Annotated in this window: 23 protein-coding genes and 2 tRNA genes; 8 read left to right on the plus strand and 17 right to left on the minus strand. The window is 56.7% G+C overall.

Features of this window, described 5'->3' with window-relative positions; genetic code table 11:
- Position 1: 1 nt before the first annotated feature.
- Both A9Q02_RS11185 and A9Q02_RS11190 read left to right on the plus strand, forming a co-directional pair.
- Entirely contained in the window at positions 2-1,117 is a 1,116-nt protein-coding gene (locus tag A9Q02_RS11185) for a winged helix DNA-binding domain-containing protein (protein WP_097653130.1), read from the plus strand.
- A gap of 80 nt (positions 1,118-1,197) precedes the next feature.
- A complete protein-coding gene (locus A9Q02_RS11190) occupies positions 1,198-2,010 on the plus strand; it encodes a lipoate--protein ligase family protein (protein WP_097653132.1) in 813 nt (270 codons plus the stop codon).
- Positions 2,011-2,013: 3 nt separating this feature from the next.
- Here the strand turns inward: A9Q02_RS11190 and murJ are convergent, their stop codons facing one another.
- The 4 genes from murJ to A9Q02_RS11210 all read right to left on the minus strand — a co-directional run bounded on the left by murJ (position 2,014) and on the right by A9Q02_RS11210 (position 6,110).
- Positions 2,014-3,450, minus strand: a complete 1,437-nt coding sequence (murJ, locus tag A9Q02_RS11195) for a murein biosynthesis integral membrane protein MurJ (protein ID WP_172450884.1) — start codon at positions 3,448-3,450, stop codon at positions 2,014-2,016.
- Between the two features lie 94 nt (positions 3,451-3,544).
- Complete coding sequence (gene fabG, locus A9Q02_RS11200; RefSeq protein WP_097653136.1) at positions 3,545-4,285, minus strand: 3-oxoacyl-ACP reductase FabG; 741 nt, start codon at positions 4,283-4,285, stop codon at positions 3,545-3,547.
- Between the two features lie 189 nt (positions 4,286-4,474).
- Positions 4,475-5,581 (minus strand): PHA/PHB synthase family protein, encoded by a 1,107-nt coding sequence (locus A9Q02_RS11205; RefSeq protein ID WP_097653138.1) that lies wholly within the window; start codon positions 5,579-5,581, stop codon positions 4,475-4,477.
- A 94-nt stretch (positions 5,582-5,675) separates the two neighbouring features.
- Positions 5,676-6,110: a hypothetical protein gene (locus tag A9Q02_RS11210; RefSeq protein WP_097653140.1), complete on the minus strand. Its 435-nt coding sequence runs from the start codon at positions 6,108-6,110 to the stop codon at positions 5,676-5,678.
- A 145-nt stretch (positions 6,111-6,255) separates the two neighbouring features.
- Here A9Q02_RS11210 and A9Q02_RS11215 point away from each other — a divergent pair, with 145 nt between their 5' ends.
- The gene (locus tag A9Q02_RS11215; RefSeq protein WP_097653142.1) at positions 6,256-7,959 is read left to right on the plus strand and encodes a M3 family oligoendopeptidase; all 1,704 of its coding nucleotides are present in this window, start codon (positions 6,256-6,258) and stop codon (positions 7,957-7,959) included.
- A gap of 37 nt (positions 7,960-7,996) precedes the next feature.
- Here A9Q02_RS11215 and A9Q02_RS11220 read toward each other — a convergent pair whose 3' ends face one another.
- From A9Q02_RS11220 to A9Q02_RS11230, 3 genes are read right to left on the minus strand one after another with little or no spacing between them, the layout of a single operon-like run.
- Positions 7,997-9,463 (minus strand): sensor histidine kinase, encoded by a 1,467-nt coding sequence (locus tag A9Q02_RS11220; RefSeq protein ID WP_097653144.1) that lies wholly within the window; start codon positions 9,461-9,463, stop codon positions 7,997-7,999.
- Positions 9,464-9,522: 59 nt separating this feature from the next.
- Positions 9,523-10,452 (minus strand): methylmalonyl Co-A mutase-associated GTPase MeaB, encoded by a 930-nt coding sequence (gene meaB / locus A9Q02_RS11225; protein WP_245860500.1) that lies wholly within the window; start codon positions 10,450-10,452, stop codon positions 9,523-9,525.
- A gap of 25 nt (positions 10,453-10,477) precedes the next feature.
- Positions 10,478-10,885 (minus strand): cobalamin B12-binding domain-containing protein, encoded by a 408-nt coding sequence (locus tag A9Q02_RS11230; RefSeq protein ID WP_097653146.1) that lies wholly within the window; start codon positions 10,883-10,885, stop codon positions 10,478-10,480.
- Between the two features lie 144 nt (positions 10,886-11,029).
- Here A9Q02_RS11230 and A9Q02_RS11235 point away from each other — a divergent pair.
- Positions 11,030-11,106: transfer RNA gene (locus tag A9Q02_RS11235), tRNA-Glu, on the plus strand.
- A 13-nt stretch (positions 11,107-11,119) separates the two neighbouring features.
- A tRNA-Asp gene (locus tag A9Q02_RS11240) sits at positions 11,120-11,195 on the plus strand.
- A 43-nt stretch (positions 11,196-11,238) separates the two neighbouring features.
- Here A9Q02_RS11240 and A9Q02_RS11245 read toward each other — a convergent pair.
- The 6 genes from A9Q02_RS11245 to A9Q02_RS11270 all read right to left on the minus strand — a co-directional run bounded on the left by A9Q02_RS11245 (position 11,239) and on the right by A9Q02_RS11270 (position 19,531).
- The gene (locus tag A9Q02_RS11245) at positions 11,239-11,913 is read right to left on the minus strand and encodes an FHA domain-containing protein (protein WP_097653148.1); all 675 of its coding nucleotides are present in this window, start codon (positions 11,911-11,913) and stop codon (positions 11,239-11,241) included.
- 15 nt (positions 11,914-11,928) lie between these two features.
- Entirely contained in the window at positions 11,929-15,936 is a 4,008-nt protein-coding gene (locus A9Q02_RS11250; protein ID WP_245860501.1) for an FtsK/SpoIIIE domain-containing protein, read from the minus strand.
- A 16-nt stretch (positions 15,937-15,952) separates the two neighbouring features.
- Complete coding sequence (locus A9Q02_RS11255) at positions 15,953-16,342, minus strand: hypothetical protein (RefSeq protein WP_097653152.1); 390 nt, start codon at positions 16,340-16,342, stop codon at positions 15,953-15,955.
- A gap of 207 nt (positions 16,343-16,549) precedes the next feature.
- On the minus strand, positions 16,550-18,355 hold the full coding sequence (locus tag A9Q02_RS11260) for a hypothetical protein (RefSeq protein ID WP_097653153.1): 1,806 nt from the start codon (positions 18,353-18,355) through the stop codon (positions 16,550-16,552).
- 12 nt (positions 18,356-18,367) lie between these two features.
- Positions 18,368-19,168 (minus strand): hypothetical protein, encoded by an 801-nt coding sequence (locus A9Q02_RS11265; RefSeq protein WP_097653155.1) that lies wholly within the window; start codon positions 19,166-19,168, stop codon positions 18,368-18,370.
- A gap of 81 nt (positions 19,169-19,249) precedes the next feature.
- Positions 19,250-19,531, minus strand: coding sequence for a pyrophosphorylase (locus tag A9Q02_RS11270; protein WP_097653157.1), 282 nt, complete (start codon positions 19,529-19,531; stop codon positions 19,250-19,252).
- A gap of 103 nt (positions 19,532-19,634) precedes the next feature.
- Here A9Q02_RS11270 and A9Q02_RS11275 point away from each other — a divergent pair, with 103 nt between their 5' ends.
- The 3 genes from A9Q02_RS11275 to A9Q02_RS11285 all read left to right on the plus strand — a co-directional run bounded on the left by A9Q02_RS11275 (position 19,635) and on the right by A9Q02_RS11285 (position 21,892).
- Positions 19,635-19,919, plus strand: coding sequence for a hypothetical protein (locus A9Q02_RS11275; protein ID WP_097653159.1), 285 nt, complete (start codon positions 19,635-19,637; stop codon positions 19,917-19,919).
- A 241-nt stretch (positions 19,920-20,160) separates the two neighbouring features.
- Positions 20,161-20,850, plus strand: a complete 690-nt coding sequence (locus tag A9Q02_RS11280; protein WP_245860502.1) for a hypothetical protein — start codon at positions 20,161-20,163, stop codon at positions 20,848-20,850.
- A 223-nt stretch (positions 20,851-21,073) separates the two neighbouring features.
- Positions 21,074-21,892 carry a DUF4397 domain-containing protein gene (locus A9Q02_RS11285; protein WP_245860503.1) on the plus strand — a complete coding sequence of 273 codons (819 nt, stop codon included), beginning with the start codon at positions 21,074-21,076 and terminating at the stop codon, positions 21,890-21,892.
- Between the two features lie 79 nt (positions 21,893-21,971).
- On the opposite strand, the gene rsmG is transcribed toward A9Q02_RS11285, so the two are convergent.
- From rsmG to A9Q02_RS11305, 4 genes are read right to left on the minus strand one after another with little or no spacing between them, the layout of a single operon-like run.
- Entirely contained in the window at positions 21,972-22,697 is a 726-nt protein-coding gene (gene rsmG, locus A9Q02_RS11290) for a 16S rRNA (guanine(527)-N(7))-methyltransferase RsmG (RefSeq protein WP_097653162.1), read from the minus strand.
- Positions 22,690-23,334, minus strand: coding sequence for a nicotinate-nucleotide adenylyltransferase (gene nadD, locus A9Q02_RS11295; protein ID WP_097653164.1), 645 nt, complete (start codon positions 23,332-23,334; stop codon positions 22,690-22,692). The genes rsmG and nadD overlap by 8 nt, the downstream gene beginning before the upstream one ends.
- A 13-nt stretch (positions 23,335-23,347) precedes the next feature.
- The gene (locus tag A9Q02_RS11300; RefSeq protein WP_097653166.1) at positions 23,348-23,596 is read right to left on the minus strand and encodes a hypothetical protein; all 249 of its coding nucleotides are present in this window, start codon (positions 23,594-23,596) and stop codon (positions 23,348-23,350) included.
- A gap of 17 nt (positions 23,597-23,613) precedes the next feature.
- The gene (locus A9Q02_RS11305; RefSeq protein ID WP_097653329.1) at positions 23,614-24,534 is read right to left on the minus strand and encodes a hypothetical protein; all 921 of its coding nucleotides are present in this window, start codon (positions 24,532-24,534) and stop codon (positions 23,614-23,616) included.
- Positions 24,535-24,599: the final 65 nt, after the last annotated feature.

Raw genomic sequence — 24,599 nt, forward strand, 5'->3', positions numbered from 1 at the left:
CATGAACACACGGACATGGACCCGCACCCAACTACGCTGGCATCAGTTGATTTGTCAGGGATTAGTCTCGCCACTGGCGAACCCCGAAGCGGTCGCAGCTCGACTGATTGGCGTGCAGGCTCAGATTGTGCCCGCAGCAGGTTTGGCCCTCTGGAACCGGCTCGCGGCATTTACCGCAACTGAGTTAGCCGAGCGCATGTATGTGCAGCGAAGCCTGGTCAAGCTCTGGGGGCAACGCCATACACTGCACCTCTATCGTCGCGAGGATTGGGCGCTGCTCTATGCGGCACAGGCGGATCTCAAAAGTTACTGGGAGCGTGAGGCGCGCAAGACAGGGGTAGATCTGACGGAACTTGAAGGACTGATCAATGCAGTAGAAGCCCTCTTGCGTGAGCGGGATAATCTGGGGCGAAGCGACTTGCGTGCGACGGAATTAGCGCTTGATGAGACACACCTTTCGGGTTGGGGAGGTATCTTTTCGATCCTGGCGCGGCGTGGTCGTGCGTGCCATGCGCAACCGCAGGCAGGCGAAGCACGGATGGCCCACCGAACACGCTGGCTACCAGAAATGGCCTGGGAGCCACCAGACCTGGAGGAAGCCAATCTGACTCTGATGAAGCGATACTTCGGCACGTATGGGCCAGCGACCCTTCAGGATTTTGCCTACTGGCGCGGGCGGACCTTGACCGAAGTTCGTCGTTGGGCGGTCTTACTGGCTGAGGAACTGGTGCATGTGCAGGTTGAAGCGCAAACAATGCTAGCGTTGCGGACAGCCTTGCCTGAGCTTGATCTTGTTCCACCCGAAGCTGAAGCATGGCCGGTCAAGCTCCTCGGACGCTTTGATCCGCTCTTGCTAGGCATCAAAGACAAAAGTCAGTTGATTGCGCCTGAACATTACCAGCGGGTCTGGCGTCCCGCCGGACATATCGAGGCGACCATACTGGTGGCCGGGCGTCTTGTTGGTACATGGCGTTATGAGCGTCGCCATGGTGGCCTGGTCTTGACCCTTGCGCCCTTTCAGCCTCTTTCCGCAAGGATACGCCAAAGCATTGAAGCTCAGGCGGAAGGTGTCGCCACACACTTTGGGCTTCCTCTGGTAACATTGAACTGGATCTAAAACCGCTTTGAGTGAAAGCGAGCATAGCTGGGTTTCAGCCACAGCACGATGCCCTTGCATAGCAGGAACGATGGAGCACGATGACCTTGCACGAGTGGCGTGTACTGCCCTATCAAGCGACTGATGTTGCGAGCGAGCTCGCGGCGAGTGATAGTTTATTGGCAGGGCTTGCGGAGGTGGCGCAGCCTGTGGTGCGCTGGTATGGTGCGCCTGGCGAGGCCCTGGTGCTTGGTTCGGGGCAACGGCTCAGCGAGATTGACCGCGAAGCCGCCAGGCAAACCGGGGTGACAGTGCATCGTCGCGGATCGGGCGGGGGCGCCGTGCTCTTTACACCTGGCTTTCTGATGCAGGATATTGCCTTGCCACCGACCTCGCCGCTCTACCGTACTGACGTGACCGAAGCGTACCGCTGGCTTGGTGAAGTCTGGGGGAGTGCGCTGGGCCACCTGGGGCTGGCGACAACACTGGTCAGTGTGGCTGAAGCACGCGCCGATGCGCGCAGCCTTGATGAACTGGTGCGGCGAGCCTGTTTTGGCGGGCGCTCGCCCTACGAACTGCTCGCCGATGGGCGCAAACTGGTCGGTTTTTCGCAGATCCGTCGCCGCCCTGGGGCGCTCTTTCAGGTTGGGCTGTACCGCCATTGGCCCGGAGCAGAACTGGTGCGGTTACTCGGTCTTCCCATCGCGAGCCAGACGCACCTGGTTGCCAGGCTGGCCGAGCGCGTTGTGGGCCTCGATGAACTACTTACACCTATTCCCGACAAACGCACCATCATAGATGCGTTTGCGCACGCCCTGGCCGAGCGTTACGAGATTAAGCTTGTGGCTGACACATGGCGAAGTGATGAACGCCAGGGAGCGACACAAGCAACTGGGCGCTATCTGCCCTTGTAGGATTCACGGCGAGCGCAACGGATCGCGAACCTTGTACCAGAGCACCACGAGCAAGATCAACGTCTCGCCGAACGCACTCACGACATGGGCTATCGGCACAGCGGCCACCCCAAACGGTTCAAGCAAGAGCATCGCGATGATGATGCGTAAGCCAAGCTGGAACATATTGGCGAGCATCGCGGTCAGGGTGTCATAACGTGCAACGAGTGCACGAGTCGCGACTTCAGTAGCAACATAACTGGGCAGCCCGAGCGCATAGATTGCGAGTACCTGATAGGTCAGCGCAACCGCCGCAGCATCGAACGCTCCGCGTTGAAAAAGCAACATCAGCAAGGGGCGTCCGAGCACAATCAAGAGTGCAGCAGCAAATAAGGCGAGAAGCGAGGCCGTAACAAGGGTACGAAGAAGGAGCCGACGAAAGCCAACCAGATCGTTGCGAATACCGAGCAAGGCGAGGTGGGGCAAAGCTGCCTGGCCGACGGCAACCCCGAGTAAGCGAGTGGGCAACCCAATCAGGAGCCACGCATTGAAGAGCGCCCCGATAGCCGCTGCAATGCCCGTGAGACTGGCAATGGCCGTATCAACAATATTGCCCGCATAATTCGAAACCGCGCCCAGCGCATTGGGCACCATCAAGCGTCCAACGGTATGTACATCAGCATTCTTGGGTTCCCAAACAACCGCTGGGCGATACCCGCGCTGGCGGAGACCGGGCACCAGCAACCCAAGCTGGATCAGAGCATCAATAAGAGCGCCGATAGTCGGCCCATAGATCCCTACCTCGGGGATCAGAATGGCAAGCAGGACACCCCCGATCAGCGTCACATTGCGGGCGGCAATCGCGAGTGCGGGGAGCAACACCTGATTACGGCTAATCAAAATAGCAGCGAGGGCTGCCTCAGTCACAACGAGCAGCACCTCCATCAACATCAGGCGCGAAAGGCTCACCGTAAGGGCCTGGGTTGGAGCATCAAAACCCGGGGCAAGCAGGGTACGCACAAAAAGCGGTGCAACCAGGGCGGCCACGAGCGCAAGCGGAGCGATGAAGACGAGCATCATCGTCAGGGTCGCATTAACAAGGCGAAGGGCTGACTGTTCGTCATCACGGTTTGCCACACGCAGCAAGACCGGAATCAACGCATTGGTGAGGGCACCACCGGCGACCAGCATCGCCACCGTCTCGGGCAAACGAAAGGCCGCATAATACGCGGCGGCCTCGGGACCGAGGCCAAAGCGGGCATTGAGCAGGATCTGTCGGATCACCCCGAGCGACGCCGAGATCAGAAACGTCACGACATAGAGTGCCGTGGCCTCACGCACCTCAAACTCAAGGGTGGGCCATGCGCGCAACGGCGTACAGCGAAGGCGCTGGCCGAGACCAACGAATAACGCGAGGTAGCGTTGGATATACGAATAGATCAGCGTGCGTTGCTCAAACACAAAGGAGGAAGGGTGAGCAAGAGTGAGCAGGTGTCACACAGTCGCAAGACCGATGTGAACACCTGCTTGGACGAAACCGTACGCACACGATGGACTAGAAGAGCAACCCACCGTCGACCGAAAGCGTAACACCAGTGATAAAGCTCGACTCTTCTGATGCAAGGAAGAGATAGGCATTCGCAATATCCTCGGGGAGACCGAGGCGGCGGAGGGGTGTCCGCTCACGAACACTTTCGAGAACCTTTTCGGGCACCGTGGCAATCATCTCGGTTGCCGTAAAGCCCGGGGCAATGGCATTGACACGAATCCCATTGGGGCCAAGCTCACGGGCCCAGGTCTTGGTCATCCCAATGACACCGGCTTTAGCGGCGACATAATTGGTCTGCCCAAAATTACCATAGAGGCCGACGACCGAAGCAGCATTAATAATCGAGCCACCGCCACGGCTAATCATGCTTGGCACAGCGGTTTTAGCGCAGAGCCAGACACCCTTCAGGTTCACCGCGATAACCGAATCAAACTGAGCCTCGGTCATCTTCTGCATCCGCGAGTCGCGGGTAATACCGGCATTATTGACCAGGATATCAACGCCACCGGCCCAGTTCATCAACGACTGAAACGCTGCCTCGACCGAGTCAGCCCGGCTCACATCGAGGAAAACAGCCTTGGCCTGCCCATCAGCCTGCTCAATTTCTTCAGCAGCGGCCTGAGCGGCGCTCATGTTAATATCAGCAACAACAACTTTGGCACCTTCGCGAGCGAACGTCATTGCGGTCAATTTACCAATACCCTGACCACCCCCTGTGACCAAGGCGACCTTGTCTTTGAGGCGCATAGTGTTCCTCATGGCGAGGATACTGGATCGTCGACAGAGACACCGCTGGTGGGCATCGGTGGGCCGACCCTGTAACCTGGCTTGAATAATTAGTTGAATGCTACAACGAACCGTGTTAGACAGACGTAACCAGAACATAGGCCGCGCCCTACATCGCTGATGCGGCCTACCATCATCTACAATCGACCCCTACGCACTACGCTTGGCAAGCCAGTTATCAATCTGAGGCCATGTACGCTTACTCGCGCCACTGCCCACCATCAGACCAATATGACCGCCCTTCATCTCGAGCAAGAGCTTATCTTGCGTGCCGAACTTATCCATAGCTGCCGTCGACTGGCAATTAGGAACGATATGGTCTTTGTCGGCGATCACATTCAGCACACTGGCCTTGATATTCTGGAGCTCGACCGGACGGCCCTCCATGATCAACGTACCTTCCATCAAGCGGTTCTCACGGAAGAACTCCTTGACCCACTGACGGAATGCAGCCCCAGGAAAATCGACATTATCGGTAACCCAGGTATTCATCGAGAGCCATGACTCGACGACATTAGGATTATCGAGATTATCCCAGAGCTTGAGATAGTTCATGACATAGTTTTCGACTGGCTTGAGCATTTTGCTCCCATAGTCGATCACTGCACCAGGAACGTTGCCATATTGACGCACGAGTTCGTCAACATTGTAGAACTCGGTATTAAGCCACTTGTTGTACGGGCCGGCTTCTTTGTTGGCAAAATCGAGGGGCGCGGTCAACAAGATCAGATTGCGCAGGCCATCATCAGGACGCATTGCCGCATAGAGTGCAGTAATCGTTGCCCCGATACACCAGCCACACAAACTGAACTCGCGCGAGCCTGAATGACGTTGCACTGCCCTGACAGCCCGGGGAAGAAACTTGAGCGAGAAGTCCTCGAAATCATAGTTCGCATCTTCGAGACCAGGCCGTCCCCAATCAAGCAGATAGATGTCATAGCCCTGCCGCACCATGTATTCAATGAAACTGTTGCCAGGCCGCAGATCATAAATATCAGGCCGGTTAATCAAAGCAAACACAAGCAGCAGCGGAGTGCCTTTACGCTGCTCGGGGGGGGTCTGCGGATAGAAGTGATACAGCTTCATCTTGTTGAGTGTCCAGATTGTTTCACGGGGCGTTTGCCCGATCTGGACATTCATACGACTGGCGGCAATCTTTGAGAAGGTGTCGCTGCTCTTACCAAGGCGCTCCATCTCTTCATACAATTTTGCCGTCATCACCTCAACATCGAAGGTTGCGGTGCTCGGTGTAGTCATGGGCAACTCCCTAATATAGACGAAGAATGATCATGGCATGCAACAACATCATGCCGTGACAACAGCACCCACTTGCATGTCTGCGCGGCGCGGCCTAACTCTCAGTTGTTTGCTTCCGGCTACGACGGTTGGCTGGCTTGGCCTCTTCAGCGGATGCATCAACAGGCTGAGCAGCTTGCACCGAACCAAGCGCACGAATAGCAGACAGCACATCGTCGAGTTGTGCCTGCATGTCATCAAGACGAAGTTCAATGTTGGTCATACGGGCTGCAAGGCTTACAACTTCAGCACGCGAAGGCATGTTGACCTGAGCAAGGTAGGTTTCCATGTACTGTTGAACAGCCTTCTGTGCCGGAGCAGAAGCCGCGAGCAGCGTGTCGAGCTGCATGCCAATGGCTTTGGAAAAGACTTCCGTGTTGACCAGCGAAGTCATACCTTTCGCCCAGGCATCGAGGTTGGCGTCGCGAATGGTGCGCCAGGTGCCGAGCGGATCGTTAGGGTCAAACCCGCCGGTCGCGTTCTGGCTCATAAGAGTCTCCTTTGACAGTGCGCAATAAACACGCATTCCTTCTGTTTTAGTATTACCCCAAGGGTACCGTAGATAGTTACGACAGGGTTACATTGCAGTATAATTCATTCTAACAGAAGAGATAGAGAGAGAATGAGGTTATTCTATGCAATTGTCACTACCCACATCAGCGCTCGAGACGCTTGAATGGGACTGGAATGCATGGCGCCCGGGGTTTGATCTGCTCCGTGAGGCACCACTTGATGCAAGCACCGTTGCAACATGGCTGGCAACGTGGACAACTTTGAGCAATTTGATCAGTGAGACCTATGCGCGTCTTTCGGTCGCAACAACGTGTGATACAACCGACCCCGTTGCCGAGCGGCGTTTTCACGCGTTTTTGAACGATGTCTACCCACAAGCGATGGCGGCTGATCAGGTGTTGAAGCAACGTTTGCTGGCAAGCGGTCTTGAGCCAGAAGGGTTTGCGGTGCCGTTACGTCATTTGCGTGCTGAAGCAGCCTTGTTCCGCGAGGCGAATCTGCCGTTGCAAACCGAAGAACGACGGCTTGGCAATGAATATAATCGGGTAATCGGTGCCCAGACGGTGCATTGGGATGAACGTGAGTTGACGATTGCGCAGTTGGCCCCCTATTTTGAAGATCCTGACCGCAAGGTGCGCGAACAGGTCTGGCAACTGGCCTCCACCCGTCAACTGGCTGATCGTGAAGTCATCAACGATCTCTGGCGTCAACTGCTCGCCTTACGTTTGCAACTCGCGGCAAACGCCGATCTGCCTGATTACCGTACCTATGCGTGGCACGCACGGCAGCGCTTTGACTATACGCCTGACGATTGTCTGCGCTTCCACGAAGCCATTGAAGAGGTGGCAGTGCCGGCTGCCGAGCGTGTCTATGCCCGCCGTGCGGCACGTCTGGGGCTTGACCGCCTGCGGCCCTGGGATATCATTGCCCGTGCCCCTGAGGATAACCCGTTACGCCCATTTGCCAATGGCGAAGAACTGGCTGCCCGTGGCGAAGCCGTCTTGAGCCAGGTTGATCCGGTGCTCGGTACGCATTTTGGGACGATGCGGCGTGAACAGTTGCTTGATCTTGAGAACCGTAAGGGCAAGGCACCGGGTGGGTACTGCACGACGTTTGCGGCAGCCGGGCGTCCATTTATTTTTATGAATGCCGTCGGGATGGCAACGGATGTCCGTACCCTGCTGCACGAGGCCGGGCATGCCTTCCATGTCTTTGCCACCGATGCGTTGCCCTACCATCAACAGCGCTCAGTGCCAATTGAGTTTGCCGAAGTTGCCTCGATGGCGATGGAGTTGCTGGCCGCACCATATTTGCGCCGTGGCGATGGTGGCTACTATGCCGACGAAGCGGCGTATGCACGCGCACGGATCGAGCATCTTGAGGGTATTCTGCTCTTCTGGCCCTATATGGCTGTAGTTGATGCGTTTCAGCATTGGGCATACACCAATCCTGAAGCAGCCGATGATCCATCAGCATGCGATACGGCCTGGGATGGCCTCTGGTCGCGTTTTATGGGTGCCCTTGACTGGTCAGGGTTTGAAAGTGACCGGATGACTGGCTGGCATCGCAAGCAGCATATCTATCGTTACCCCTTTTATTATGTTGAGTATGGTATGGCGCAACTCGGTGCCGTGCAAGTCTGGCGCAATGCACTGCACGATCAACCAACTGCCGTCAAGCGCTATCGTGAGGCGCTGGCACTTGGCGGAACAGTCACCCTGCCTGAACTCTTTGCCGCTGCAGGGGCCCGTTTTGCCTTTGATCAGGGAACGCTGCAAGCCGCAGTCACGTTGATTGAAGAGACGATTGACGAATTACAAGGGTGAGAAGTCCACAGCACTGCAATCAGCGAAGGTGCTCAGTTTAGACCTGGACAGTTTCGTCAACGGGGCGGGCTTCCACCAGATCATGCTGCATCGCAAGGGGGAGCCAGATAGCAAAGGTGCTGCCGCGTCCTGGCTGACTTGCCACCGTCGCATACCCTTGATGGGCTTCGGCAACACGCTTAACAATCGAGAGACCGAGCCCCGCACCGCCACTATGCCGCGAGCGCGACTGGTCGGCGCGGTAGAAACGGGCAAAAACATGCGCGAGTTCGGTCTCTTCGATGCCAATGCCAGTATCGGCGACACTCAGGCAAGCAAAGCCATCTCGTTGTTCAAGACTCAACGTCACCGAGCCACCCTGCGGCGTATACTGCAACGCATTGACACCCAGGTTGAGCAAGGCCTGTTTGAGACGATCGCGGTCACCTTTGACGGTAACCTGATCTTCGTTCCCAATGCGGAGGTGGACACCCTGAGCAAGGGGGCGCAACTCACGGTAGACTTCGAGCACGAGGGTATCAAGTTCCACCAGTTCACAGCGTAGTTCCACGTGGGCATCACTCTGGGCCAAGAGCAACAGATCATTCACCATGCGAATCAATCGTCCGGTCTCGCGGCGCATATCAATAACTGCCTCGGTCGCAAGCTCAGCATCACGCAAGCCTCCGCGATCGAGCACCTCAAGATTGCCTTGCATCGCGGCGAGTGGGGTGCGCAGTTCATGGCTTACATCGGCAACAAAGCGTCGTTGGGTCGTAAAAAGATCTTCCAGGCGGGCAAGCAGATCGTTAATCGTGATGGTCAAACGCTGGAACTCATCCTGATGAGGTGGCACTGGCACGCGCTGAGCAAGATCTTCGGCATTGACAATGCCCTGCGCCGTCCGTGTCAATTCATCAATCGGGCGCAAGACCCGTCCTGCAATGAGCGTCGCACCGAGACCGGTGAGTAGCAGGGCAATAGCGCTGCCACTGATCAACATTGCCGTCAGAACCCCCAGGGTCAGATCGACATCGCGCAGAGGACGCGAGATCTGAACGAGGCCAACCACCTGTTCATTACCCGATAAGACAAGTGGGGTCACAAGTGACTCGATGCGGAGACCGCCGACCTCACGCACAACACTATAGCCAGTTCCAACATCTTCGGGGCCGAGCAATAAGGCCTCGGGAGGAAGGGGAAGTTCACGATTGCCAAGATTGGGAGTACTATCGAGCAACTCGCCATCGGTACGAAAGATCTGCGCAACGAGATTGGGATTATTAAAAATCTGGATAAACTCAACCCGCAAAAAAAGGCGGAGTTCGCCCGTGGGCGTACGAATCGGCTCGAGTCCACCGGCATTAAAAATGGCCCGCACCTGACTGGTGGCAGCCGAGAGCTCACGCTGCACCCCGGCATAAAGCGCCTGGCGGACAGCAAAATAGGTACCGCATCCGAGGAGCAGTAGAGCGAGGGCAAAAAAGACGGTATAGATAAGAGTCAGGCGTGCACGAAATGACATAGCAACTCGATGGGCCTTGCGCCTGCATCATCTGCAACAGCAAGGCCCGATGTAGATACTCATGATTGCAAGAGCAACTCAGCAGCCGTATAGGGATCGCGTTCGCGTGAAGCAATCATTGCCACGAGATCTTGCCAAGCGGGGCCACGTAGCCGCTCCACGGCCAACTCCTGAACAGCCGCAATCAACTCACGCTCGGCAGCGTCAAGGGCACGTTGGCTGGTTGTCCCTGTTTCGCGGAGATACGCCAGATGGTGAGCAGCGGCATCAACAATTGCCTCACTGCCCTGAGCCTGGAGTGCGACAGCCTTGAGCACCGGCGGTTGCCAGGCATCAGGCTGATACGTACCGAGATGGAGCATCGCCTTGAGGTGTTGAACCACCCGGTCGGCCCCATCATGATCGGCCTTATTGACCACAAAGAGATCGGCAATTTCGAGCATACCGGCCTTGATGCTCTGCACATCATCGCCCATCCCGGGCACCTCAACGACAATCGTCGTCTGGGCGGTACGGGCAATATCCACCTCGGACTGACCAGCCCCGACCGTTTCGATCAGAACCACATCAAAGCCTGCGGCATCAAGTAGCACGACTGCATCGGCAGTGGCCCGTGCAAGCCCCCCAAGACGACCGCGGCTCGCCATCGAACGGATGAAGACGCCGGGGTCACCACCGAGCACCTGCATCCGAATGCGATCACCGAGGACGGCCCCACCACTAAAAGGCGAACTCGGATCAACGGCAATAATGCCCACCGTCATACCACGGCGGCGCCATACCTGAGCAAGTACCGTAACCATGGTTGACTTGCCGGCCCCAGGTGCCCCTGTGATCCCAACCACATGAGCATGGCCCGTATAGGGGTAGGCCTCGGCAAGCAGGGTACGGGCACGTGAACCACCCTGCTCGACCAGTGAAATCGCTCGTGCCAGAGCCCGACGATCCCCAGCGCGTAGGCGGGGGATCAAGTCGTCAGCACGCATCATGGAAGAAGGTTTGCTATTCGTCACATCAATCTCGGCTTGCTAGTGCATGAGCCTGTATAAACCTGACAATATCGTGTGTTGAAGCACCGGGGCCAAAAATCTCGGCGATGCCATGGTCTGCCTTGAGCACCGCTGCTTCGTTATCTGAGATAATGCCACCAGCCACAACCAGCACATCATCCATACCCTGTTCAGCCAGCAGATGCATCACTTTGGGTAACAGGGTCATATGTGCGCCAGAGAGGATGGAAAGACCAATGACATCCACATCTTCCTGGAGTGCAGCTTCGACAATCATCTGAGGGGTCTGTTGCAGCCCCGTGTAAATAACTTCCATGCCTGCATCACGGAGTGAGCGGGCAATGACTTTGGCCCCTCGATCGTGACCATCGAGACCTGGTTTCGCGACAAGCACACGGATCTTACGCTCCATAGTGAGCCTCCTGGGCTGGGTAGATAGAGAAGGACAAGACTGAAGAAATTATAGCATGGCTCTGATGTTCATTGCGAACAATGGCTTTGTACGATTTGCATCTTTGGGCAGGATATGATATACTCCTCGCTGTGATGAGGTTGTGGCCCCATCGTCTAGCGGCCTAGGACGCCACCCTCTCAAGGTGGAGATCGCGGGTTCGAATCCCGCTGGGGTCACCAACAAATAAATCCTGGACCCGTGGTGTAGCGGTTAACATGTGGCCCTGTCAAGGCCAAGAGCGCGGGTTCGAATCCCGTCGGGTCCGCCAACCAGGTAGCAAAACGCTCAGAGTAAACTCTGAGCGTTTTGTGTTAGGCCTCTTCCCCGCTGTCGACGTGACCAGTGACCATCTGGATGCGCAAGGTCGGCCCGGCATCGCCAGGAATAATGCGATCACCGTCGCGAAGCGGCACCATCGTCGCTGGCGGCAAGCGTTCTTGGTTGAGAAAGGTGGCCAGATCGGTACGCCGGGTAGCGATTGACCATCCCCCATGGGCCTCAGGACCGATATCGCAGTGGGCTTCCCGTGATACATAGGCATACGCTGAGGTACGCTGGGCGAGGCGTGCCAGTTCCGCCTGATATGATCCAGGGTTCAGAAGTGCCATCATATGGAAGCACCAGGCTCGGGTCAAGGCAAGACGATGCTGCGGCAGGGTAATGGTGCTTCCATCAGGCAAACTGAGCAGACAGGCGATTTGACGGGTCAGCGCTTGCTCGGTTAACCAGAGATGAGTGCCACTGCGTATGCCGTGGATGCTCAGAGGCGTCTTGCTCGGCAAGACTTGTCCATCAATGGCACTGTTGCGGAGTTGGTATCGATGCATGTGACCCGTACGATCATGGGTGGGAAGGCCGCACCCGTGCGCCAAGAGAGGGATCAGTTGCACCGGGGGGCTGTCTTCACAGACAACAGTCGTTGTCTGCTCTTGCCCTTCAACGAGCCAGTGCAGCGTAACGGTAAGGCTTTCACGCCGTGCTTGCATCTCACTTCCTTTCGGTCAAACCCGGGCAAGCTGGAGAAGCTGATGCTCATCTTCTCTGACCAGAAGCGCGCGTCCTGGAGGTTGCTCGGCACTGCGTTGATCGCTCAGGGGGAGGGCGACCCCCAGCAGGCGGGTGCCGGGATCATACCGGCCAGGCCAGAGAATAAGGCCGGAACGCCCCGCATCCAGCGCACGTAGAAGGTTATCATCAGCATAGGCCACGCTGGCGGCGAGCAGTAGATGCTCACCATAACGACCACCAACCTGGATCATTTCGCCCAGCGTATCGAGCAGATTGGGGCTGCCACCATAACTCTGCGCAAACTGGGCGCGCATACGCTCACGGCAAAGGTTGTAGTCATCAATGAGGACAAGTCGTCGGGGCGGTGAAGCGGCCATCCTTGCCGCGACGAGATCGATCCTCAACGCACCCGCCCCATGTTCATCATCCGCATAGAAACGGGTATGGGCCAGTTCACGCAGCGCAGACAGGTTGCTCCGCGGGCCATCGAGAATGTAGAGGCCCAGTTCAGCGGGATTGTGATGGGCAGTCAGTTGATGCACGATCATGTGGAGCAGGCTCGTTTTACCACTACGTCGGGGACCAATAACAAGCGCATGCGGCGTTTCACTATCCAGCGCCAGCCACGCAGTATGAAGATTACGGCTTTCGCGACCAATAGGGAGCACCAGCCCACCGTGCGTATGTGCGGGTGGCATAGGCGTGGCAAGGGTAGCCACCGTGATGCGCTCGGGGAGCAACTCAACACGCATTGGTTCGGGATCAGAGCTTCCTCTTTCGCCCCAGAACGCAGCCAGATAGGTCACATAATCGCGCACCTCACTGGTGAGATCAGGCTCGAATGGACTTGCCTCGCGTTCGGCGACACCGGTTGGGGCCAACGCCATAGAAGGAAGGGCAACCTGGAGATCAAGCGCTCCATAATCGGGATGCGCAACCAGAGCACGTCCAGGCTGACCTGCAGGCAGCGGCGTTGTCACCCGCGTGCCGAGCAGTTCGCTATAGTCGTGAAGATCGGGCTGACGGAGCGTAAGGCGATGCTCGATCAAAGCTAACAAACGATAGCTCAGATCCGTGGCGCGATCAGCACTTATGACGAGATGCATACCACAGGATCGTCCGAGGCGTGCCAGACGGATCAGGGTTGCCAACAACTCATCGTCGCCACCCTGTTCGCCAAATTCTTCACGGAGAACCGCGAGCTTATCAATGACAACCAGAAGTTCTGGGAGAACGATACCTGTCCGCAGCCGGTAGGCCGCGAGATCAGCCGCATCGGCAGCGCGCAAAAGCTCTTGCCGTTCACGAAGCGTGGTGTCCAGCATACGCAAAAGGCGACGCACCCGTTCAACCTCACGAGCTTGCAAATGGTCACCAACATGCGGCAGACCAATGAGTGAACCGAGACCCTGGCCACCTGCGTCAACCAGGTAACACCAGAGCGTCTGGGGCGAAAAAGTCTGGGCCAGACTCAGCACGAGCGTACGCAGTAGCGTTGTTTTACCACTGCCGGGAGCACCAACCAGAGCCACATGTCCGGTCGCAAAGTCAAAGGCAAAAGGTTGGCGGCGACACTCCTGGGGCACATCAAGCAAGCCAATAGGCGCCGCAAGCCATTGTGCTTGTCCAGATGCTTCGCTTGATGAACGAGACGTTGGCTCAGCAACCAGTGTTCTGAGGGTCAGGCGGAGTGGGAGCGGTGGTTGCCAGATGGGCTGTGGTAGCCAGCCAGGGTAGGCAGGTTCCATGGTGCTGCCAGCCGTGCGGAGGGCACGGACGAGCAGATCGAGGTCTGTTTCGCGTTCAGTTGAAGAACCGGGATGCCCTGGCGCAACCGGTTGTTCCTGGCCGTTGCGCAAGAAACTCACACGGGGGCCTTGTGTCCCAGGTTCAGTGGGCTGATAGACTCCAGTAACGACGGCGACCTGGAGGGGCCTCACTTCGCCGCCTGAGCGCATATAGGCCCGGCCAGGCACATCAGTTGTCAAGAAGGCGGCATCAGGCTTGAGCAACATCGTACGACTATCTTCCGCATTGCCCAAGCGCAGAGCAACAAAGAAACTCAATTGGCTGCGAATCTCATCAGTAACGGCACGCGAAGGTTGCTGTGTTGCGAGCAGCAGATGCACGCCGAGACTGCGACCCTGTTTGACGACCCGGATTAACTCGGCCACAAAGTCGGGATACGTGCGCGCTAATTCATCAAACTCATCAACGACAATCAGCAGGTTGGGCAAAGGTGGCAGACCCTGGCTAGCGGCGAGCCCCCGATAATCGCGGATATTTTCAACCTTGACCTCGTGGGTGGTAGCCAGGGCTTTGAGCAAACTTTTGCGGCGTCGTAACTCACTCTTGATCGACGTCACGGCGCGTTCGGCCATACGGCCCTCGAGATCGGTGACAAGACCTGCGGTATGCGGAAGGGGTTCAAACATCATCAGCCCTGCCCCGCCCTTGAAATCAATCAAGAGCAACTGCAAGCGTTCGGGGCTATGGGTGGCACACAGCGCAGCAACCATTGTTTGCAGCAACACACTCTTGCCTGCCCCGGTTGCCCCGGCGATAATACCGTGCGGCCCATGACGGCCTTCATTGAGATCGAGACAGACCGGCACGCCATCCGCACCGGCACCGATCGGAACATCGGGATGCCACGCCAGAGGCAATGGTTTTGACCAAGCTGCGGGTGGCGTCAGACTCAGCTCATTGCGTATACCAAGCAAATCAAAGAGTCTGACACTACGCGGAAGATCCTGTGCGCCACCACGTTCGAGCAAACGAATGCCTGCAAGGCGGCGTGCGAGCTGATCACTTAGCGCAAGCACAACCTGATCGGGCGTAAAACGCCCACGGGGCCACTGTTCGCCGCTGCGAACCCAGCGACCACCATAGGCATCGAGTTCCAGCATCGCAGCACAATCTTCAGGAATCTGATGCCACGCCGCGACCAGCAAGAGACAGACCATACCGAGAGACGCACCATGGCGAATAACCTCGGCCAGCGCAGGGTAGGTCTGAGGCAAATCGGCGCCATCAATCAACAAAAGGATACGCGGTTCTTGCGGTGATGACGCATTTGCCCCGGGACTCTGCTCACGGCGCCGACTGAGTTGATCGAGCAACTCGCTTCCCAGAGCACCGATAGCGCCTGGTGAAGTGGCAAGCATGCGCTTGCCAGGGGCAGAATCATTGCCCAACGGGATCGTATGGGGGAGCCAACGGAGCCATTCCCATTCATCGGCGGTAGCAGTCGGGCAAAACAGAGCGACGCGGAGATCACCCGGAGCATGCAACACCACTGCTTGCCAGAGGAGAGCACGGATGAGGGCACTGGCAGCAACACGTGAACCTGCCACACCAAGCGAACCGAGCGTGCCAAGCGGCACCGTGATAGGCACCTGGCGCAGGGTTGCATATTCAGTGGCAATCCGGTAGAGCCGCTGATCGACCATACCATCACGCGTGGGGGAAGGAACACAGGCCTGACTAGAGGCTGGTATGCTGCCAATCCCCACCCGCAGATCGAGAAAATCATCATCGCTGATACGACGCTCCCACAAGCGTGGCTCAGGCCTCGCCTCGCCGCTACCAGCAATGAGCAAGAGCTCATTGGCCTCGGGATGCAAGTAGGATCGCGCAGTGCGTTCCTGGTCATAGAGGCGACGCAGGCGTGTCCGCCCTGTTTCCAACTGATCTTCAAAAAGATCCGTGCGACTGCGATGAGCAGCCACCGCACGATGCGCCTTAACGCGATGCTGATGGAAGCCCAGGCCAAGCCCGAGCAGGGCCATTGTTCCGGTTGGCAAAGCAACCAGCAACGGATTGCCACCAGCGAGGCTCGCGGTACCGGCAAACACACCAGCCCCGGCAAGTGGCAACAGCATCGGCAACAGATCAGGCTGTCCGCTTTGCGGCGGATCAGGCGGCTCGGGCAAATCAACGCTTTCGCAGGGCCAGTGAGGGCGAATCCGGGGAGGACGATTAAAGATCTGGTATGTCATACGCATAGGTTCCTGCTCAAGGTTTCTTTGCCAATTGGCGTTGACGCTCACGTTCGCGCTCACGCGCTTCTTCCTCTTCACGTTCACGTTCCTGACGTTCCCACTCGGCGCGATCGCGTACACGGCGAACCTGTTCATCGTAAGCTTCGGCATCAGCGCGAGCAAGACGATTGGCCGCATCGCGGCAATCGCCTGCAAGCTGACCCGCATCGAGGTTCTGGGTATGGCGTTGATGGTCAAAGAAGCTGCGATGGCTTCCTAGCCAGACCTGGCAAGCATCGATCCCCAGCTTTGTGCAATCACCAATCGTGCGTTCGATCGTGTCAGCAGCATAGCGCAGGGCAAAGATAGCGGCCCCGGCAGCGCCGTGATCCCAACGTACATCTTCATAATTGGGTTGTTCCATGGTTGTTTGCTCTCTATGTCTAGCTAGGTTGGAGTTCGCCAGCATAAGCGCGGTGACGCCAAGCGCGCTGCCTCTACCTAGCTCCTTCGCTGGAACAAGCTAGCAATGTTAGCTTATTCCAGCGAAGGCAAGACTCTTGCGCACCATAAGCCCCAAAGACCCAGTCAGAGGCTTCCCTTACATACGCATAGGGAGGCCGACAGGCACTTACCTTGATGGGCCGGGTGAAGGCGGCACGGGTGTTGGCACTGGCACGGGTATCGGTGTTGGCACAACAACGTTCCAGGCAAACGACTCTGGCGTTGGCATCAGGTTTTCGGAAGCTTCGAGGTTGAAGGGCACTGGCGTGGGCCTGGGGCCAGGGCCAGGCGGCGGCGGTGGTGCAGGCGCCGGCAACGGGGCAAGTTCGAGCAGATCGCTATAGGCGCGATAACTGATGCTCGCAACCTCGTAAGGCGCGATCTGGAGCTCGTAGGGCAGATCCTGATATTTGCGGATATCCTCATAGCTGGTATGGGCCTGGATGGGATCATCAATAGAATAATTGTTGAGCATGATGATATTCTCGTATCCACTATGACCAGCCCCGACGCTTAGGGCTAGCACATCGTCAGAGTCAACATAATGACGTTCGATGGTGTGCGCAAACGGATCATCATCTTCGTCGGGTTGCTTATCAGCACCGGCGGGGCCATTCGGTCGTACCATGCCCAGGGTAATGAGCGACGCACAGACAATGCCCGCTTCTTGCATCCGTTGGCGTACTTCGGGATCGTTGCGTAAGAGCAGACACATGCCACCACCCATGCTGTGGCCTTCGAGATGCAGTCTGCTCCCAGGAGGGATACGTTCGAGGGCAGCAAGGAACCTTGCCTTGACCTGCAGATAGTAGGCGTTCGTTTCGGTCAGGTTCATAGAGGTCTGGATGACAGCGGTGAGATTATTGGCGGCACCGGGCTTATGTGGATCAAGCCCGGCAAAACTGATGCGATAGTCACCCGTGGCGTCATTGAGCCGTTCGAGACGAACCTGTTCATACGGCCAGTAGCTAATCCCACAGTGATCGCCAAAACGAGCATCAGCGATCAGCGGGTGAAAGTGTGCTTCGGGAACACCGCCGGCGCTGAGTTGGAAGGCCTGGGTCACACTGACATTGAGGACGCCCTCTTCGGCATCAATCAGGTATTCAGCGGTGGTTTCGTCACGGGCCTCAATCGTCTTACCGAGTTGCCGACTCAGATTGAGCGAAAGTTGATCAAGCTGGGTGGCGATCAAGAGAAAGAGTTGAGGATGCAGGTGGGCTTGACTCTCGTACCAGAAGCCCTGGTGCAACAGATCAAGCATATCTCCGGTCTCTTGCACATCTTCGTAGGCCCAGCGTGGGCCATTGCCAAAGGTCGCAAGGAAGATGGTCTCGAGGCCACAATGAACCAGTCCCAAGGCCAGGAACTGGGTCAAGGCAGGTGCGAGCAGAGGAAAAGCGGGGCCGACCCACTCTAGCGACAGATTGAGGCTTGTCACAAGCAGCAACAAGCGCACGCCAATCCAATTCCAATGTATAGCTTCGTAGGTAGCGACAATCTCACCAAGGGTAAAATCAACCCCAAAGAAGACCGGTTGGTCGGCTCCCTGCTCCCAAAGGGTCTGGGCTATCAACATCAGGGCACCGTCGAAACCATGCTGATCGTAGTGATGACTGAGCACTCGCAAACCATTGTGCATCGTCTCGACGAGTGAGCGACCTCCGCCCAGGGTCGTATCAGCCATAGCAAAGCCATGGGCGATCTGCCCTGTCCACGACGCAAGTTCAGCTTCGCGGCGGGCGAGTTGGAAGAGGCGAGCCGGGAGATCTGGCATGCCACCAGGCGCAGGGAACTCGGTGCAACGAGCCAGGCATGGGCCAAGGGCTGCATCAAGCCGACGTGCCTCATCTTCGAGACGTGCAGCCGCATCATTGCCGCCACGAGCGTAGATGGTGAGCAACGGAGGACGAGCTGAACTAGTCGTGAGCATCGAAGAATCTCCCTAAGCAACAGCTTGAAGCCATGCAGTCATGGTGGCAAGTTCATTGCGGAGCCTGGTTCCATCAACGGGATGCAAGGTCAGCGTCGTGGATGAGCCGTCTGATGGACTCCACCAGGTACCAGATGTGCCAACAAGCGCAACGGCACCACAGACCTGCGGGGGGAGGCCAGTGGTCATACCGCGCATAGCCCCAAAGGCAAAACGAGCGGGTTGTGGCCCAACCGCGTACAAAAACTGGCTAGCCAGATCAGATTCAAGCCCACTGGTCATCAGTGAGCGATGAGCGATCGCAACGTCACCCCGATCGATGGCATCAAGCGTAGTAGCGAGCACATCCACTTCGACCGTCACAACCGGCCTGGGCTGTTCAGGATGAGCATCAAGCGTAGCGACCAGCCAGGCTGTCGCCTCAGCGTGGCTCCCCAGGAGCATGAGGCGATGCGTACGAGGCAAGGGACTGGTATGGAGGACAACAAGGCCCTCACACGACGTGAGATGCGCAACCTGTCGCTCGTTGGCGCGACGCTCCACCAGGACGAGACAGCTATCAGCCAGCGCGACTGAGCGGGCAAGCTCGGCGAGCGCACGAACAGGTTCGGGAGGATAGAGGGCTTCAGTATCCAATTGTACGAGTTCGCGTGCAAGGAGACTCCCGGTTGCTGCGGCGAGCGCAATACCCAGCCCGATCTGGTCGTACCCTTCGGTTGGACGAGGGCCCAGGGCGAGCGGGGTAGGCAAACCCAGCAGACCGAGGAGGAGGAGCAGTTCCTCGTGACTAAGTTGGAACGAGTGGGCATCCATGGTCTACCTCGGTTTCGTAGCGTGCCTGGCAAAGTATGTGTTGTCGGCGGAACACCCCTTGCCAGGGCACCAGCTTCAGCCTCACATATTGCCGCCAGCCTGCATGATGTTCTGATTGATCTGATGGATCTGCAGGCGCAATTCTTCGAGGGCATGCTGAATCGCGATTAGCTTCTGATGCGTATCACTCCAATGGGCACGAAATTCGGTGGCAAGTCGTCCATCCCAGTTGTCGGGCTGCGAGAGAAGCTGGCCTTTGCTGTTGAGCTGGTTGATCTGGTCAAGCAGTGGGCCGTTGACGATCCCTTGAAAGGCAACGATAGCTTCACGAGCGGTAGCCGTCGAAAGAACACGATCACTCATAGCGAACCTCCTGTAGACAATGCGTTTATAATCGTCTCGCACGTTATACCGTGGAGCACGCCAAAAAGTTACGATCGTTGCTCAAACAAGCGAAAGATTTGCCATGAATATTTCAGAGCATCGTCTCAAGCGCCGCAAGCGTTGGGCGCTGCGAGGAGCCCTGATCCTTGCCGCCCTATCCATTGTGCTCGGGGGACTCTTCAACGTCTTGATTACACTGGCTGGACACAACCTTCCACCTGAGCCAGGCATAGGCTTCTGGGTCCTCTTGCTGTTGCGTTCATCGTTGGCATGGGGCGGGGGTGCCCTCTTCTTTGGCGCTGTCCTAGGGGTCTTTGCCTCGATGATCTGGCGCGACGACGAAGAATTAGGCCAGCACAAAAGCTAACGAGCGCTTACGTAGATACAACTGCTTGCAGAAAAGATAGGGGTATGCTATACTCAAGTTGCATATAAACAAAATTATGCTCTATGTGAACTGTCATTTCATACTTAAATTGCTCCTGCTGCCCTGAGAAAAAGTTGGCACTCGTTTCGGTTCTGTGTATGTGCAAAAGGATTGTTTAACGCTTGCATATGCTGTGCAAGTATGCTACACTCAGCCTGATACCACCACAGCGGAGTCACTCGTGAATGTACAATTAAACAAAAACTTCCCCAAAGCGGGTGAAGAACCAAGCAGTGTGACGATACGCAATGCGGAACGTCTGATCTTGTTTTATTGGCTTATTTCCGGGGTGCTCGGGGTAATCTTTCTCTGGGACTGGCTGACGGCCTGGAATGTTCCGGTGACATTCAGCCATCCTTGGTTCGTGCTCTACCTGATCTTCTCGTTTGGGCTGACCCAGGTTCTCTATCTGCTGGTAGCGCGTCACGATGGACGCCCATTGCACTGGGGGGCAACGGCGATCTTTGCAATTGGCAATGGTGTCGCCGAAACGCTCGCATTTGCCTTGATCTACCGGTTAGGTGAAGTGATCGGGACATGGCTGATTGGTCTCGTTGCTCCTTCCTTTGCAGCCCTAGGTGGGTTGATGGTGGGCATTATCTTCTTTACCATCTACGGTGGCCTGATTCATGGCCTCTTCTGGCTGCGCATTTTGCCCCCCCATCTTGATGACTCACCGCGTTCGCAGGCGATTCGTAAAAACCGCCCCATCGCCGAGATTGTCCTGGTACTCGGGTGGAGTCTCTGCTTGTGGTGGACCCGCGATATCTGGACGGTGATCTTCTTCCATATTCTGGTGGATATTGGTCTGATGGTGCTGGTTCGTCCTCCCATCTTTGGGGCGCGCCCAAGCCCTGTGCCAGCCAGTTGACCTTTGATGATCGCGCAAACCGAAACCGCCAGCTTTGCTGGCGGTTTCGGTTTGCGCGATCGATGTGCGCTCACTTTGAAAATCCCGTGCATAATTGCTCTCACTTCATACATCCATCCTCTCAGCTGCTGCGTAATGCTATATGTAACAATGACTGTGCATATCCTATGCATAATGTTTGCATAGGGGCTTAACGCAAAAAGCTGTTTTGAGGAGGACGTCTGTGAAGTTGTCAAAGCTGTTCGTATTTGCCCTAGTTGCGGTTCTCGCCTCGCTTTCGTTTGTCCCCGCCACCTTTGCTCAGGAAGGCAATGCTCAGGTTCGGGTTATTCACGCGTCGCCTGATGCGCCTGCGGTTGATGTCTTTGTTGACGGCGATCGAGTGCTTTCGAATGTCCCTTTCTTTACTGCGAGTGATTATCTTTCGCTGCCCGCGGGGACGTATCGCATTCAGGTAAGCCCCACCGGTCAGCCTGCAAGCGCTGCGGTGATTGATGCCAATGCAACCGTCAGCGCTGGTCAGGCGTATACGATTGCGGCCACCGGCCTGGTTGCTTCGATCCAGCCGACGATTATCGTTGACAACCTTGCTGCTCCGGCGAGCGGCAACGCCAAGGTGCGCGTCTACCACTTCTCGCCTGATGCGCCTGCGGTTGATATCAAGCTTGCCAGTGGCGACACCCTGGTTTCGGGCCTGGCTTTCCCCAATGCAACTGACTACCTTGAGGTTCCTGCCGGTACCTATGACCTTCAGGTGACGCCTGCCGGTGCTAGCGCAGTTGTCATTGACCTGCCTGGTACGACGCTTCAAGCTGGCCAGATCTACTCGGTCTTCGCCACCGATGTGGTTGCCTCGATTACTCCGCAGCTCGCCGTGACCCAGGGCCTTCAGGTCGCCGTTCCGCTGCCTGCTCCTGCCCCTGAGGCACCGACCACGCTGCCGACCACGAGTGGCTCGTCGGCTCCGCTTGCCCTGTTCGCCGCTGTCGCTCTGGCGATGGTTGCTGGTGCGCTGATGCTGCGCCGCCGCGCTTCGCTCTAAGGAAGCGCTTGGGGAATGCCGAAGGGCAGGTCAGCCTAGCTGACCTGCCCTTCGGCGTTTACTATACTATACGCTTTGTTTATCCGGTGAGCGGCTTACGCGTAGGGGTGCCGACTGGCCGTGGGTAGCGGCGATCGGTAGGGGCAATTTTGTCGATAAGAACGACGCTACGTGGTTCAAGTCCGGGAAGCAGCACTGGCTCAATGCTGTGCAAACGACCACCGAGCATGGCGAAGACCGGTAAAGCAGCCTCAACCTCAACTCGAGGATCGGCCCCTTTCGGCGCGAGCAAGCGTCCACCGATGGTCAGTAGGGGCAATGCATACTCGGCGAGCACGCGTACATCGGCGACAGCGCGTGCGGTCACAACAGGATAGCGTTCGCGCTCGTAGGGAATACGGGCAAACGCCTCGACCCGTTCGGTGACAATGCGCACCTGTTCAAGTCCAAGTTGCATGATCAGATGTTTCAAAAAATTGGTCTTTTTGGCAACTGAGTCGATCAAGACAAGCTCAAGTTCAGGAAACAGGATCTTGAGGGGCACACCTGGTAAACCTGCCCCACTGCCGATATCGATCAGTGCCGATGGTGCCGTACCGCAGAAACGAGCAAGGGCCAAGGCATCGAGGAAATGGCGCAAATAGATCTGCTGGCGATCAGTGATCGCAGTGACGTTGGTATGGGTATTCCACTGGGCCAGGGTCTCGGCATAGAGACGAAAGAGCATCAACTGCTTCCGATCAAGGCACAGGCCCCACGCATCAGCCTGGGTCACAAGCATCTTTTCAGCAACATCATCAGTCATGGTCAGGCTCACCTTTTACTTGGCTTGCATCACGATAGAGTTGATAGGTCTCGATATAGTGGCGCACTGGCTCTGGTACCTGATAGCGTACCGAGCGTCCTGTGCTGATCCGTTGACGAAGATCGCGGCTTGAAATGCTCAATTGAGGCCCCTCGATCAGGCGTGCTGTCTTGATGACTTCGGCTGGCAAATGATGGGCAAGGAGTTGGGGAGTATGAGGATAGCCAGGCCGCAGCATAAGCGCAAAGCGCGTTAAGCGGGTAATCTCGGAGAAGCGATGCCAGCGTGGCAATGCCAGAGCCGCATCAACACCGAGAATAAACCAGAAGGTTGCGGTTGCGCCATAGCGTTGGGCAAGAAATTCAAGGGTCGTGATCGTATATGAAGGAGGTGGCCGCTCGACCTCAAAGGGTTCAGGAAGAAAAGCTGGATGATCTTCGCAGGCCAAGCGCACCATTGCAAGGCGCTGGTGGGGTGTGGCGACCACCTCTTCCTTAAACGGTTGCCGGGCGGCAGGGACAAAGAGCACCTGATCGAGCCCGAGCGCGTCACGAGCTTCTTCAGCGATCACCAGATGGCCAAGATGAATGGGATCGAAACTCCCTCCATACACCCCGATGCGCCTGGCGTGCGGCACTGGCAGAGGCTCCTCAGGCTGCAGCAAGGTCAAATTCACGAGCAGACTGAAAGAGATGCCAGACGACCCACGAGAGTGCGTGCTGATCATCAGGCGACAGATCATCAACGTAAGGCGCGATCAATTCGAGCACATCACTACGGGGCAACAGATAGACACGTGGCCCAAGCGACTCGTGGATCTGGAGGGCGAGAATATCAGCGAGATCGAGCATATCACGTTCGGGGAGATGCCGATCAGTGGAAAAACGATAGCCTTGCATAGGAACAGCCCTGTAAACTAATAACGACCCGTTGGCCGATGGCGCCCTTCCACATAGCGGCCAGCATCATCATAATAGGCTTCACCGTGGGCTTGTTGCGATTGCACGGCGACAGGAACGCGTTCCTGGGTGCGGTTACGACCGGGGATTAACGCATTATCAGTCAGGCTCTCGTGTATATAATCGAGATAACTACGGATATCATCATTATCATCAAGACTAGAAAAAGGCACCGTCGCGCCACTCACTGTTTTGACACTTTCACCAATATCACGCAGGGTATGATCAATCCCTTTGACCAGACCGCGCATGACACCAGCCAGTTCTTCTTTTTCTTGAACCGTCAAATTCGCGAAACCGATCAAGGCTTTTTCCTGTGCGCGTAACAAGGTCGCACGGAGAATCGCAATATCAGCCTGGGTTTGCAACTCGTAGCGACGCACCAAATGCGCCTGACGCACCTGTTCTACCAATTCTTCGCTGGTGACAGGCGTCCAGAGCAAAGCTGGGATAATAATAAAGCCAATAATGCCAATAATAACCTGCTGGAGGATCAAGCCTGTTCCGGCAACCACCGGCTGAGACGCCCACCAGGAATACTGGATTTCAAACGAATAGTAAAGCAAATAGAGCGAAGCGCCGATAATGACGGCATAGCCCCAGGTACGGGCATTGATCTTCTGGAGCAACATCCCACCGGGAGACCAAGGAATCAAAAAAGAGGTCAGACTCGGCGGGGCCAGGACAAGAATAGCGGTAAAGGCGGTTGCGACAACCCAGTTATTCGTCAGTTGACTCTGGACACCCCACCAATAGACGGCGGAACCAATCATCGCTACGACCGCCAGAAGCGCCAGGAGCGATTTTGCGGTAAACTGCCACCCTCCATTGCCACGCCGCCGCTGTCCTCGAACCATGTCAAGATATCGGCTACTCACATCATCTCTCACTTCCAGGTTTACGCTCACCATGCCATTATAGCACTTGTGTTCTCATCAGACAA

This window comes from Candidatus Chloroploca asiatica (assembly GCF_002532075.1).
GTDB lineage: Bacteria > Chloroflexota > Chloroflexia > Chloroflexales > Chloroflexaceae > Chloroploca > Chloroploca asiatica.